This is a genomic window from Methylobacterium sp. Leaf111 (assembly GCF_001423285.1).
In the GTDB taxonomy this organism is placed as follows: Bacteria; Pseudomonadota; Alphaproteobacteria; order Rhizobiales; family Beijerinckiaceae; genus Methylobacterium.
The window spans coordinates 177,008-189,562 of the sequence record NZ_LMNE01000034.1; the positions used below are offsets into that span (position 1 = coordinate 177,008).

The 12,555-nt window shown below is 69.8% G+C and carries 12 protein-coding genes and 1 pseudogene; 2 read left to right on the forward strand and 11 right to left on the reverse strand.

The window, feature by feature from the left end; all coding sequences use genetic code 11:
• From ASF41_RS15935 to tesB, 4 genes and pseudogenes are all read right to left on the reverse strand, one after another.
• Positions 1–1,713: pseudogene (locus ASF41_RS15935) on the reverse strand (DNA translocase FtsK 4TM domain-containing protein); the annotation flags it as partial.
• A 316-nt stretch (positions 1,714–2,029) separates the two neighbouring features.
• Positions 2,030–3,535, reverse strand: a complete 1,506-nt coding sequence (locus ASF41_RS15940) for an ammonium transporter (protein WP_056212514.1) — start codon at positions 3,533–3,535, stop codon at positions 2,030–2,032.
• 90 nt (positions 3,536–3,625) lie between these two features.
• Positions 3,626–3,964: a P-II family nitrogen regulator gene (locus ASF41_RS15945; RefSeq protein WP_055948310.1), complete on the reverse strand. Its 339-nt coding sequence runs from the start codon at positions 3,962–3,964 to the stop codon at positions 3,626–3,628.
• Between the two features lie 342 nt (positions 3,965–4,306).
• A complete protein-coding gene (gene tesB / locus ASF41_RS15950) occupies positions 4,307–5,185 on the reverse strand; it encodes an acyl-CoA thioesterase II (protein WP_056353003.1) in 879 nt (292 codons plus the stop codon).
• Positions 5,186–5,432: 247 nt separating this feature from the next.
• On the opposite strand from tesB, the gene ASF41_RS15955 reads away from it, so the two are divergent.
• Entirely contained in the window at positions 5,433–6,689 is a 1,257-nt protein-coding gene (locus tag ASF41_RS15955) for an FAD-dependent monooxygenase (protein WP_056494873.1), read from the forward strand.
• Between the two features lie 85 nt (positions 6,690–6,774).
• Here ASF41_RS15955 and ppa read toward each other — a convergent pair whose 3' ends face one another.
• The 3 genes from ppa to ASF41_RS15970 form a co-directional block, all read right to left on the reverse strand.
• Entirely contained in the window at positions 6,775–7,323 is a 549-nt protein-coding gene (ppa, locus tag ASF41_RS15960; protein ID WP_056212520.1) for an inorganic diphosphatase, read from the reverse strand.
• Between the two features lie 124 nt (positions 7,324–7,447).
• Positions 7,448–7,777, reverse strand: a complete 330-nt coding sequence (locus ASF41_RS15965) for a hypothetical protein (protein ID WP_056352998.1) — start codon at positions 7,775–7,777, stop codon at positions 7,448–7,450.
• Between the two features lie 75 nt (positions 7,778–7,852).
• Positions 7,853–8,359, reverse strand: a complete 507-nt coding sequence (locus tag ASF41_RS15970) for a GNAT family N-acetyltransferase (RefSeq protein ID WP_056270834.1) — start codon at positions 8,357–8,359, stop codon at positions 7,853–7,855.
• A 214-nt stretch (positions 8,360–8,573) separates the two neighbouring features.
• Here ASF41_RS15970 and ASF41_RS15975 point away from each other — a divergent pair, with 214 nt between their 5' ends.
• Positions 8,574–9,299: a fused DSP-PTPase phosphatase/NAD kinase-like protein gene (locus tag ASF41_RS15975; protein ID WP_056352996.1), complete on the forward strand. Its 726-nt coding sequence runs from the start codon at positions 8,574–8,576 to the stop codon at positions 9,297–9,299.
• A gap of 85 nt (positions 9,300–9,384) precedes the next feature.
• On the opposite strand, the gene ASF41_RS25060 is transcribed toward ASF41_RS15975, so the two are convergent.
• From ASF41_RS25060 to ASF41_RS15990, 4 genes are all read right to left on the reverse strand, one after another.
• Positions 9,385–9,543, reverse strand: coding sequence for a hypothetical protein (locus ASF41_RS25060; protein ID WP_156389716.1), 159 nt, complete (start codon positions 9,541–9,543; stop codon positions 9,385–9,387).
• Positions 9,544–9,777: 234 nt separating this feature from the next.
• A complete protein-coding gene (locus ASF41_RS15980; RefSeq protein ID WP_244479676.1) occupies positions 9,778–10,035 on the reverse strand; it encodes a hypothetical protein in 258 nt (85 codons plus the stop codon).
• A gap of 66 nt (positions 10,036–10,101) precedes the next feature.
• Entirely contained in the window at positions 10,102–11,388 is a 1,287-nt protein-coding gene (oxlT, locus tag ASF41_RS15985; protein WP_056495045.1) for an oxalate/formate MFS antiporter, read from the reverse strand.
• 304 nt (positions 11,389–11,692) lie between these two features.
• Positions 11,693–12,550: a prephenate dehydratase gene (locus ASF41_RS15990; RefSeq protein ID WP_056212528.1), complete on the reverse strand. Its 858-nt coding sequence runs from the start codon at positions 12,548–12,550 to the stop codon at positions 11,693–11,695.
• Between the last annotated feature and the right edge of the window lie 5 nt (positions 12,551–12,555).

Consider the following 12,555-nt stretch of genomic DNA (forward strand, 5'->3'; position numbering starts at 1 on the left):
CATGAAGAGCGGACCGTCGAGCGTCATGATCAGGCGGCACTCCTCCGGCTTCATCCGGTAGAGGAGCGACAGGATCATGGTGTTGATGGCCACGGACTTGCCCGAGCCCGTGGTGCCGGCCACCAGCAGGTGGGGCATCTTGGCCAGATCCGCGATGATCGGCTCGCCGCCGATGTTCTTGCCCAGGCACAGGGCAAGGCTCTGCTTGGTCTCGGCGAAATCGGCGGAGGCCAGCAATTCGCGCAAGTACACCGTCTCGCGCCGGGCGTTCGGCAGCTCGATGCCGATGGCGTTGCGGCCGGGGACCACGGCGACGCGGGCGGAGACCGCCGACATCGAGCGGGCGATGTCGTCGGCGAGCGAGATCACGCGGCTCGACTTGGTGCCGGGCGCCGGCTCCAGCTCGTAGAGGGTGACGACGGGTCCGGGACGCACGGCTAGGATGTCGCCGCGCACGCCGAAGTCGCTGAGGGTCGCCTCCAGCAGGGTGGCGTTCTGCTCCAGGGCCTCCGACGAGATCTGGCTCGAGGCGGGCAGGCGCGGCGCGTCGGCGAGGAGCTCCAGGGCGGGATGCCGGTAGTTCTCGGCATTCAGGGGTTGGGGCGGAGCCGCGCGACGGGCGGCGGCCGGGACGGGCGGCGGGGCCGCGGGCGCCACCCGGGAGCGCGCCGGCGCGGCGGCCTCGACGGGCGCGGCCTCGACCTCGTCCGTGTTGTCGGCCTCCTCGTCGCCGTGATGCACGGGCACCGGAGGGCGCCGCGACGCGGACGGCGCCTGCGGCGGCGCGTCGAAGACCGGCTCGCGCCGGCCGTCCGACGAGGCCACCCGGGCATCGGGGGCGTGGGTCGCCCAGGGGGCGTCCTCAGGGGCCGCGAAGGCGCGCTGCGCGGCGAGGGCCGGCGAGGCGCCCGCATAGGCGAGCGCTGTGGCGGCGGCCGCGCGCTCGGCGCGCCAATCGGCGATGCGCGCCGCCAGGGCCGTGCGCCCGCCCATCAGGGCCTGCGCCATCGCCCCGAGGGAGACGATGCCCAGGCTCGGCTCGTCGTCCTCGTAGCGTCCGTCCTGGCTGGCGTCGGGCCGGCCGCGCGCGGGCTGGCGCACGGGGGCCGGCGGCGCGTCGTAGGCGTCGAGATCCTCCGCATCGAGCTCGCCGACCCGGCAGGCCCCCGTGAGGCACAGGATCGCGACGCCGGCGAAGAGGAAGCCCGCGAAGGCGCGGAACGGGGTCGCCACGATCCCGAGCATCGTGCGGGCGGCATGCATCAGCCCGTCGCCGGCGACGCCGCCGAGGCCGGTGGGCAGGGGCCAGCGCGCCGTCGAGGGCAGCGCGCTCGCCACCGCGCTCGCGGCGAAGAATCCGATGATCCACAGGGTCAGGCGCAGGCCGCCCCGGGGCAGCGCCCGCGTGCGCATCAACTGGATGCCCCAGAGCGCCGGGGGCAGCACGAAGGCCAGGGAGCCGAGCCCCAGGAGCTGCATCGCCAGGTCCGAGACCACGGCGCCGCCGGTGCCCAGGACGTTGTGGGCCGGGTGGTCGGTGGCGTGGTTGAGGCTCGGATCGTCGATCGACCACGTCGCCAGGGCGACCGTCAGCGCGGTGGCACCGGCAAACAGCACGAGACCGCCCAACTCCGTCATTCGCTTGGCCAGGAACGGGCGAAAGCTGTCGACGAAAGTATCGTAGGGCGATGCGGAACGGCGAAGCGAGCGCATGCGGTACCAGACACGATGGGGAACTGTCCGGCGACGGTAGCGTCGCCGGAGTTAACGGCTGGCTAAGGTTGAGACTTCCCTGCGCGCACCGTTGCAATGCCGTCCTTCCCTGGGTCGCTCCGGCATCGAGTCATTCCGGTGCGGTGGGCGCTTCGCGGGCAGGTGGCGCGCGACCGGGCAGGTCCCGTCTCACGGCCCCGTGAGGCCGCGGGACGCCTGCGCAGAGCGCGCTCGACCGGGGGGGGGCCGGAACGAGAAAGGCCCCGGTCGCGGGGACCGGGGCCTTTCCGTCCGACGCCCGGGGGCGTCGTATGGCTCAGTAGTTGTAGGCGCGCTCGCCGTGATCGGCGATGTCGAGGCCCTCGCGCTCCTCGTCCTGGGTGACGCGCAGGCCGATGGTGAGATCGACGAGCTTGTACAGGATGGCGGAGCCGACACCCGACCAGACGATGGTGAAGCCGACGGCCTTGATCTGGCTCATCAGGGCGGCGCTGGTCTCGTAGGCGCCGACCGCGAGTTCACCGGGCTTGGAGGTGTAGTCGGGCAGGCCGACGCCGCCGAAGTCCGGGTTCACGAGCAGGCCCGTGGCGATGGCGCCTAGGATGCCGCCGATGCAGTGGACGCCGAACACGTCGAGGGAGTCGTCGTAGCCGAGGGCGTTCTTCACCGTGGAGCACATGATGAAGCAGACCGCGCCGGCGACGAGGCCGAGGATGATCGAGCCCATCGGGCCGGCGAAGCCGGCGGCCGGGGTGACGGCCACGAGGCCGGCGATGGCGCCCGACAGCATGCCGAGGAGGGACGGCTTGCCCTTCAGCATCCACTCCACGAACAGCCAGGAGAGGGCTGCGGCGGCGGTGGCCACGAAGGTGTTGAGCATGGCCATGGCGGCGGTGCCGTTGGACTCGAGGTTCGAGCCGGCGTTGAAGCCGAACCAACCCACCCAGAGGAGCGACGCGCCGATCGCCGTCATGGTCAGGGAGTGCGGGGCGAGCAGGTCACGGCCGTAGCCGATGCGCTTGCCGAGCATGAGGCAGCCGACGAATCCCGCGATCCCGGCGTTGATGTGCACCACGGTGCCGCCGGCGAAGTCGAGGGCGCCCCACTTGAAGAGCAGGCCGGCATCGGCGTTCACCGCGTCGAGGGCCGCCTGGGCGGTCGCCTTCGAGGCGTCGTCGGTGGCGGCGGCCAGCGCCTTGGCGGCGTTGCCGACCGCGTCCGGGCCACCCCAGTACCAGACCATGTGCGCCATCGGGAAGTAGATCAGCGTGGTCCAGAGGATCATGAACACGACCAGGGCCGAGAACTTCATCCGCTCGGCGAAGGCGCCGACGATGAGGGCCGGGGTGATCATCGCGAACGTCATCTGGAAGCAGATGTAGACGTATTCGGGGATCACGACGCCGTTCGAGAAGGTGGCGACGGTGGAGTTCGCGTCGATACCCTTCAGGAAGGCCTTGGACAGGCCGCCGACGAAGTCGTTGAGGCCGCCGCCGTTGGTGAAGGCGAGGCTGTAGCCGAAGATCACGAACAGCAGGCAGGAGATGCAGGCGATGGCGAAGACCTGCGTCAGGACGGAGAGCATGTTCTTGGTGCGAACGAGGCCGCCGTAGAACAGGGCGAGGCCGGGCACAACCATCAGCAGCACCAGGGCGCTGGAGATGAGCATCCAGGCGGTGTCGCCCTTGTTCGGGACGGGCGCGGCGCTCGCGGCGGCCGTCACGGCCTCCGCCGTGGGCGTCTGCGCAAGGGATGGCTCGATGAACAGGAGTGCCAGCGCGGCACCCCCCAGCCCGAGCGCCAGGGCATTGCGAAGCTTCATGGAAACGAGACTCCCGATCGCGGTGCGATGTTGATGTGAAGGGGACGTGTCAGGGGCGCCCGGACGCGATCGTCCGGACAGGCGGTCGCCTCAGAGGGCGTCGACGTCGGTCTCGCCGGTGCGGATGCGGACGGCCTTCTCGAGGGGCACGACGAAGATCTTGCCGTCGCCGATCTGGCCCGTGCGGGCGGCGGCCGCGATCGCGTCGATCACGCTCGCGACCAGATCGGAGGCCACGGCCACCTCGATCTTGAGCTTGGGCAGGAAGCTCACGGCGTACTCGGCGCCCCGGTAGATCTCGGTGTGGCCCTTTTGGCGTCCGTAGCCTTTCACCTCGGTCACGGTCAGGCCGTGGACGCCGATGCCGGTCAGAGCGTCGCGGACCTCCTCCAGCTTGAACGGCTTGATGATGGCCATCACGATTTTCATGGGCGACGCCCCCTTAAGCTACGAGTTGAGTTCGACGAGGTGAACCGAGTGGACAGACACATGCGCGCGTGGAGGCCACCGGCCGGCGCACGCAAGCGTCGCGACACGATCGGACCGGCCGGTGCGCCCGGGCCGCTTCCGACCCGTTCACCCGCACCCATATTCAAGGACTATGCCAACGGAACTTTTTTGCCGAACCCACATCTGCCCAAGAAGTATCCGGTCACTGACTCATGACGCGGCGTTTCGACGGCCAAGTTTGCCCGCAGATTAGGCACAGAGCCGATCAGGCAGGCAATTCGTGCACGGCGCAGGCGTTTTTCGCCGGTTGCGCCGAGCCTGTCAGGCCTCGGCGCGGCGCGGCCGGATCATGCCTTCCTGGGCCACGGACGCCACGAGGGTGCCGTCGCGCGTGAAGATCTGACCGCGTGCGAAGCCCCGGGCCCCGTCGGCGCTCGGGCTGTCCTGGGCGTAGAGCAGCCAGTCGTCGGCCCGGAACGGCCGGTGGAACCAGAGGGCGTGGTCGAGGCTCGCCGACTGGATCTCCGGGTCGAACACGGTCTGGCCGTGCGGGATCAGGGTGGCGTCGAGGAGCGTCATGTCAGAGGCGTAGGCGAGGACGGCGCGGTGGATCGCCGGATCGTCGGGCAGGCGGTCGACGGCGCGCATCCAGACGTGGAAGCGCGGCTCCCGCGGAGCCCGGCGCAGGTAGCGCTCGATCTCGACGGGCCGCAGCTCGATGGGCCGGCGCCGGCCGAAATAGGAGAGGATCGGCGCCGGGATCGCGAGCCCGCGCCGGGCGGCGTCGGCGGTGGCGGCAGGCGCCTCCGGCACCTCCTCCGGGGGAGCCACGTCCGGCATGGTCGCCTGATGGGTCGCGCCCGCCTCCGCGTCATGGAAGGAGACCGACATCGCGAAGATCGCCCGGCCGTGCTGGTGCGCGACGACGCGGCGGGTGGTGAAGCTGCGGCCGTCGCGGATGCGCTCCACCGCGTAGTCGATGGGGGCCTTCGGATCGCCGCCGAGGAGGAAGTAGGCGTGGAGCGAGTGCGGCGGCCGGGTCTCCGGCACCGTACGGGTCGCCGCCACCAGCGCCTGCGCCACGACCTGCCCGCCGAATACCCGGAACCAGCCCGTCTGCAGGCTCTCGCCCCGGTAGAGATCCGGCTCCAGGCTCTTCAGGTCGAGGATGTCGAGGAGTTCGGTGACGATGCCGGTCATGCCGCTTCCCTGGTCGCCCGGCGATCTCCGGGCTGGGTGGGCGCCGCGGCGCCACGGGCGATCCTTCACATGTGAACCATTCCGATGGCAAGGATCGGATCGCGAGGATCGGATGGCACGGCTTCGGGCCAATTTCGGCGACCGGCCCCAGCGACGATGGCGCGGGCCCGATCCCTGACGCCGCGCGTTGCCCCCGGCGCCGGGGAATGGCACTCCCTCCCTGGCAGCGAGGGCGGCGGGGATCGGCATGGACGGATCGGAGAAGCGCGGAAACCGGCGCAGCGTGGTCATCGCCGGCGCCGGCATTCCCGGCCTGACGCTCGCCCTTGCGCTGGCCCAGGCCAACGGCCCGGCCTTGACGGTCACGGTCTGCGATCCCGCTCTGAGCGCCGGGGCGGCGCGCCATGCCGGGCGAGCCTACGCGGTGGCGGCCGGCGGCCGGCGCATGTTCGCGCGCCTCGGCATCTGGGATGCGGTGCAGGGGGCGGCGCAGCCGATCCACGACATGGTGGTGAGCGACAGCCGCCTGTCGGACCCGGTGCGCCCGGTCTTCCTCACCTTCGCGCAGGAGGCGGAGGCCGGCGCGCCCTTCGCCCATATGGTCGAGGCCGAGCCCCTCGTGGCCGCGTTGCTCGCGGCGGCCGAGGCGGCCGGGGTGCTCTTCGAACCCACCGGCCTTCTCGAGGCCACGCCCGCCGGCGGCACCACCCGCATCGCGCTTGCCGACGGACGCGTGCTGGAGGCTGCGCTCCTGGTCGCCGCGGACGGGGCGCGCTCGCGCCTGCGCGAGGCCGCGAAGATCGGCTGGGTCGGCTGGTCCTATCCGCAGATGGGGCTCGTCGCCACGATCGGGCACGAGCGCGACCATGCGGGCCGGGCCTACGAGCACTTCCTGCCCAGCGGCCCCTTCGCCATCCTGCCCCTGGTGGACGGGGGCGCCCTCGGGCACCGCTCGTCCATCGTGTGGACGGAGCGATCGGCCGACGTGCCGGCCCTGACCGGAGGCGGCCCCGACGAGACCCTGGCGGAGATCGAGCGCCGATTCGGCCTCAACCTCGGGCGCCTGGCACTGGAGCGGGGCCCGAGCGCGCATCCCCTCGCCTTCGGCATGGCCCGCAGCTTCCGGGGCGAGCGCCTGGCGCTCCTGGGCGATGCCGCGCACGTCATCCACCCGATCGCCGGCCAGGGCCTGAACCTGGGCCTCGCCGGCGCGGCGGTGCTGGCGGAGGCGGTGACCGACGCCCTCCGCCTCGGTCTCGATCCGGGAAGCCCGGACGTGCTCAAGCGCTACGAGCGGGCGCGCCGCTTCGACACCGTGGCGATGGGGGCGGTGACGGACGGGCTCAACCGCCTCTTCTCCAACGACGTGACGCCGCTGCGCCTCGCCCGCGATGTCGGCCTCGGCCTGGTCGATCGGCTTCCCGGCTTGAAGCGGCTGTTCATCGGCGAGGCGGCCGCTGCGCGCGGACCGCAGCCCCGGCTGATGCGCGGCGAGGCGCTCTGAGACGCGAAACGGCGGCCCCTTCCGCCAGGAAGGGACCGCCGTGCTGCGAATTGCCGGTCTCCGAGGATCGACGTGCCGGGGGCCGTTACTTGCCCTTGGCGGCCTTGCTGGCCTTCTCGCGCTCGATGCCCTCGAGGATCAGGCGGTGCGCCTCGTCCTTGCCGCCCCAGCGCTTGATCTTGACCCACTTGCCGGGCTCGAGATCCTTGTAGTGCTCGAAGAAGTGCTGGATCTGGTGGATCGTGATGTCGGGAAGGTCGGTGTAGTTCTCGATCCGATCGTAGCGCATGGTCAGGTGGCGCGACGGCACGGCGATGATCTTCTCGTCCTCGCCGGAATTATCCTCCATCACGAGGACGCCGATCGGACGGGCGCTGATGATGGCGCCGGGGGCGATGGCGCGGGTGTTGGCCACCAGCACGTCGCAGGGATCGCCGTCGCCCGACAGGGTGTGCGGAATGAAGCCGTAATTGCCCGGGTAGTGCATCGCCGTATAGAGGAAGCGGTCGACCACCAGGGCGCCGGCCTCCTTGTCCATCTCGTACTTGATCGGGTCGCCACCGATCGGTACCTCGATGATGACGTTCACGTCGTCAGGCGGATTCTTGCCGATCGAGACCGCGTCGATGATCATATGTGTGCTCCCGCAAGCAGGGGCATTCCGGCCCCGTTGCCGGGTGTCTTAAGGCCCTTCCGCCGCGAAGGAAATCGTACCGTGCGGCGGGCGGCGACGTTTGCACGAAATTGTCGGGCGCGTTTCAGGGCCGGTCCGAGGGACCGAAGCGCCGGCGCCAGGCCGCGGCGAGGCGCTGGACCATGCGCTCGATCCAGCGGGCCGCGTGCTCCAGGGGAACCTTCAGGGCGGGCACGTCCTGACTCAAGAGGGCGAGACCCAGAGGCAGCATCCACAGGCCGAGGATCGGCAGGATCGAGAAGATGCCGCCGAGGATGAAGAGGATCGCCGCCAGGAGACGGACCCAGATCCGCGACGGCTCGCGCAGCCAGTCCACGGCGCGGCGCATGCGGTCCGGCAGCTTCGCGCTGAGGTCCGTGACCCGCCTGTCCCAATCCGCCGCCGTCACGCTCATCCGTCGTCCCGCTCGCTCGCCCGAGGATCCGACTTGCCGAGCCGGACCGCAGGAGCGGCGCAGGCTTCGGTGAAGTCAGCTGAATCGGAAACCGACCTTGGGCAGAACCGTTCCGGCCATCCGGTCGACGGCCTGGCCGATCGCGATGCCGCCGAGCCCGGCATAGAAGGCGCAGGCCCGCTCGTTCCCTTCGAGCGCCCAGACCCCGACCCGGGTCAGGCCGTGGTCGGCCAGGTCGTTGGAAACCGCCCGGAACAGGCGGCGGCCGAGCCCGAGACCCTGGTAGGCCGGGCGGATGTAGAGCTCATCGATCTCGCCGGGTGCCTGCAGGATGCGGCCCCGCGCCGGTCCGTAGACCGCGTAGCCGACGATGGTGCTCGCCTGCTCGACCACCACGAGGGGTCGACTGCGCTGGGTGGCCCCGAGCCACCACTGCGAACTGCGCTGCGCGATCATCCGCTCCAGGGCGACCCCGGGGATGATCCCCCGGTAGGCCTCGCGCCAGGTCTCGTCGAACAGGTCCGCCAGGGGGTCGGCGTCGGCCGGACGGGCGCGGCGGATGCTGGTGGTGCTCGTTCGCATGACGGATCCCCGCGCTCGATGAAGACGATGGACGGTTCGCAATCGGTGTCGACTACCGCATCGGAGGCGACGATCCGGGCGAAGACAAGGCGACGGGGACCAACGCAAGGTCGATGCCGGTTGCTCCCCGCTCTCCACAGCGCGTTTGCCGCGGCCGCCGCGCACTGGTAGATCAGCCCCTCCCCGTCCCCGACAGAGCGGTCCCACCGTCCCCGTGTTCAACCGTTTCCTCTCGTACGAGACCCGCTACGCCCGGCGCATGGCGCGGATCGCGCGCTTCGAGCGCCCGATCGCCGGCCCGGTCTCGCGGGCCAAGGCCTGGGCGAACATGCTGCTGGTGGATCACGGGGTGTTCCGCCTCGCCTACCTGAATCGCCACCGGATCGGCGCGGGCAAGCTGTGGCGCTCCGCCCAACCGACGCCGCACCAGTTGGCCTGGTTCAAGCGCCAGGGGGTCCGCACCGTGATCTCCCTGCGCGGCGGGCGCGAGCACGGCTCCTGGCCGCTCCAGCGCGAGGCCTGCGAGCGGCAGGGCCTGACCCTGGTGGAGTTCGTGCTGCGCTCGCGGGAGGCGCCCTCGCGGGAGACCATCCTGGCCGCCAAGGCGTTCTTCGACGGGGTCGCGTACCCGGCGATGATGCACTGCAAGTCGGGCGCGGACCGCGCCGGCCTCGCGGCGGCGCTCTACCTCATCCTGCACGAGGGCCTGCCGGTATCGGAGGCCATGGGCCAGCTCTCGGCCCGCTACGGCCATTTCCGGTTCGCCAAGACCGGGATCCTCGACGCGTTCTTCGCGCTCTACCGCCGGGAGGGCGAGCCCAAGGGCCTGGATTTCCTGACCTGGGTCGAGACCGAATACGATCCCGAGGCGCTGAAGCGCTCGTTCCGCCCCGGCTTCTGGTCCGACCTCGTGGTGGACCGGATCATCAAACGCGAATAGCCGGGCACGAAAAACCCGCCGCGGCCGGGCCGGGCGGGCTTTTCATGGACCGTTCCCCAGGGCGTGGACGCCCGGCGGGATCGCCTCAGGCGGCGAGGCGGATCGTCGACGGGGCGTTCTCGTTGCTGGCGATGAAGCGGCCGGAATTGGAAAGCGGGCCGTTGTTCGGCGTCAGGAGGTTCGCGGCCACGAAGACCAGCGAGACGTTGAGAGCGACGGCGGCGAGGACGAGAAGAGCGATCATCGGTGGTGTTCCAGGGCGATTGCGTTGCACCTGATATGGCACCGCACCATTTCCGTTGGTATACTGAATTCTACACACCACTTATGCCGTCGACGCAGGGCTGGGACCGCCCCTCCGTCTCAAGGACCGTCGCCCCGCGACGTCCGCATCGCTCAATCGTCCATCCTACAGGGCTGACCGGATTCCCGTGCGAAGACGCTTGTCTCGGTCGCGATGGATTTCGCGACGCAGCAATCAGTTGACGGACAGGCTTTCGAGATCCGTGGCGAAGGACGAGACGTCGCTCGGACTTTCGCCGGTGAGGATGATCAGCGTCAGGATCAGGCCCACCGCACCGAGATACACGACTGCAAAGAGATATTGGTCGTCGCGACCGGCCAGGACGATGCCGGCGAACGGGAGCGTCTGGAGGGTGAGTGCCGCCGCAATGTTCATGGACAACCTCGGTTCCAGGACGGCCTCGACCTCGATCCGACCGTCGGTTCGATCCATCGCCCGATCGGCACGCATTCGGCCGATCGGACGTCGACGCCCGCGGGACGCGGGACGGCCCGCGCGTCAGGCGGCCTGGGCAGGCCGGGCCGCGACGGGAATCGGGACGGTCTCGTCGTTCAGGTAGCGCAGGCGCAGGGGCTTGAGCACGAACATCGCCAGGATCGCCGCCACGACGTTGAGGCCGATGATGATCGAAAACACCGCCGACCAGCCGTACTTGGCCGAGATGACGCTGGCGATCGGCACCAGGAACGCGGCGGAGCCCTTCGCGGTGTAGAGCAGGCCGGCATTCGTCGTGGCGAACTTCGAACCGAAGGTGTCGCCGCAGGTCGCCGGGAACAGCGAGTAGATCTCGCCGAAGACGCCGAAATACACCGCCGTGGCGAACACGAAGACCAGCGGATACGTGCCATAGGTCAGGAGGGTGATGATCGCCAGGGCGGCGATCGAGAAGGCGATGAACATGGTGTTCTCGCGCCCGAGATTGTCGGAGACGAAGCCGAAGAACGGGCGTCCGAAGCCGTCAAAGATGCGGTCGAGGGAGATCGCGAAGGTGAGCGCTGCCATCTGCAGTCCGAACAGGCTGACGGGGACGTCCGCGACCTTGAAGTCGTGGGCGATCGGCGCGATCTGCGCGGCCGCCATCAGCCCGCCGGAGGCGACCATCACGAAGATCACGTACATCAGCCAGAAGACGGGGGTGCGCACCACCTCGCGCGGCGTGCGATCGACCTTGGCCTGCGGCAGGCGCAGGGTCTTGCGCTGGACCGGCACGGCCTGGGACGGCTTGCGCAGGAAGAACGAGAGGAGGACCACGATGGCCCCCTGACCCAGTCCGAAGAACAGGAACGCATCTTGGTAGCCGTTGGTGGCGATCATCTTGGCGATCGGGACCACCGTGACGGCCGCGCCCGCACCGAAGCCGGCCGCGGTGGCGCCGGCGGCGAGGCCGCGGCGATGAGGGAACCACTTCAGGGCGTTGCCGACGCAGGTGCCGTAGACGGACCCCGCGCCGATGCCGCCGATGACGGCCGCCGCATAGAGCAGAAAGAGGGAATCGGCGTGGGCGTTCAGGAACCACGCCAGGGCGATCATGATGCCGCCGAAGCAGACCACGATGCGGGGGCCGTAGCGGTCGACGAACCAGGCTTCGACCGGCACCAGCCAGGTTTCGGTGGCCACGAAGATGGTGAATGCGAATTGGATCGCCGCCCGGCCCCAGTGAAACTTGGTGTCGATGGGGTCGACGAACAGAGTCCACCCGTACTGGAGGTTGGCGATCATCGCCATGCAGAGCACGCCGAAGGCGAGTTGCCACCACTTGGCGGACGGTGAGTCCTGACGTTCCATCCCGAATTCCTTCTCGATCGGATTGTTCGCCCCGATCCTGCCAGGATGCATCAAATTTCTTTGTATGCAATATACCAGGGAATAAAATGTCGGTTCGGACGTGCGACGGTGACCGGACCTCGCGCGGCGGCTGGCGCCGTGTATCATCGTGCCGGTTGTGGGAGGATGCCCATGGGTTGGCTGCCGCACACCGAACGCGCGGCCCCGGCCCGCGGAACGGCCACGAGGGTCATCCGCCGCGGCATAGCGGCGGCCGGCCCCGGTGCGATCCTGCCCTTGCCAAGGGAGCGACGGGGCGGAGCCCCTATTCCGCGGCGATGCGGCTCGCCTCACGGTAGGGATGCGCCGGGTAGGTCCCGATGATCCGCAATTCGCGCGAGAAGTATCCGAGTTCGGCCAGCGCCCGCGACAGGCCCGGCTCCTCCGGATGGCCATCCACCTCGGCGTAGAACTGGGTCGCGACGAACTGGCCGTCGACCATGTAGCTCTCGAGTTTCGACATGTTCACGCCGTTCGTCGCGAAGCCGCCCAGCGCCTTGTAGAGGGCCGCCGGAATGTTGCGGACCCGGAACACGAAGCTCGTGACCATCGGGCCGGCCTCGGGCGAGACCGGCTCGGGCTCGGGCGAGAACACGACGAAGCGGGTGGTGTTGTGGCTCTCGTCCTCGACGTCGTGCTCCAGGATGTCGAGGCCGTAGACCTCGGCCGCCAGCGCGGGGGCGAGAGCGCCGCGCGTGGGATCGCCCGCCTCCGCCACCTCGCGGGCGGCGCCCGCCGTGTCCCCGGCCACGATGGGGCGGACGCCGAGACGCCGGATGATCTTGCGGCACTGCCCGAGGGCGTGGACGTGGCTGTGCACCGTCCGAATCTGCGCCACGGACGTGCCGGGCAAGACCATCAGCTGGAAATGGATCGGCAGGAAGTGCTCGGCGACGATATGCAGGCCCGAGGTCGGGATCAGGTGGTGGATGTCCGCCACCCGGCCGGCGATCGAGTTCTCGATGGGTATCATCGCCCGCGTCGCGCGGCCCTCCTTCACGGCCGCGAAGGCGTCCTCGAAGGTCGGGCACGGCAGCGGGGTCCAGTCCGGATAGGCCTGGGCGCAGATGATGTGGGAGTTCGCGCCGGGCTCGCCCTGGTAGGAGACGATGTGCTGGGGCATGCGGG

Coding starts and splice junctions, on each gene's coding strand:
- ASF41_RS15965 (WP_056352998.1), bottom strand. CDS start 7,777: ATGAGCGTGACGGCGGCGGATTGGGACAGGCGGGTCACGGACCTCAGC.
- ASF41_RS15990 (WP_056212528.1), bottom strand. CDS start 12,550: ATGCCCCAGCACATCGTCTCCTACCAGGGCGAGCCCGGCGCGAACTCC.
- ASF41_RS15980 (WP_244479676.1), bottom strand. CDS start 10,035: ATGGATCGAACCGACGGTCGGATCGAGGTCGAGGCCGTCCTGGAACCG.
- tesB (WP_056353003.1), bottom strand. CDS start 5,185: ATGACCGGCATCGTCACCGAACTCCTCGACATCCTCGACCTGAAGAGC.
- ASF41_RS15945 (WP_055948310.1), bottom strand. CDS start 3,964: ATGAAAATCGTGATGGCCATCATCAAGCCGTTCAAGCTGGAGGAGGTC.
- oxlT (WP_056495045.1), bottom strand. CDS start 11,388: ATGGAACGTCAGGACTCACCGTCCGCCAAGTGGTGGCAACTCGCCTTC.
- ppa (WP_056212520.1), bottom strand. CDS start 7,323: ATGATCATCGACGCGGTCTCGATCGGCAAGAATCCGCCTGACGACGTG.
- ASF41_RS25060 (WP_156389716.1), bottom strand. CDS start 9,543: ATGATCGCTCTTCTCGTCCTCGCCGCCGTCGCTCTCAACGTCTCGCTG.
- ASF41_RS15970 (WP_056270834.1), bottom strand. CDS start 8,359: ATGCGAACGAGCACCACCAGCATCCGCCGCGCCCGTCCGGCCGACGCC.
- ASF41_RS15940 (WP_056212514.1), bottom strand. CDS start 3,535: ATGAAGCTTCGCAATGCCCTGGCGCTCGGGCTGGGGGGTGCCGCGCTG.
- ASF41_RS15955 (WP_056494873.1), top strand. CDS start 5,433: ATGGACGGATCGGAGAAGCGCGGAAACCGGCGCAGCGTGGTCATCGCC.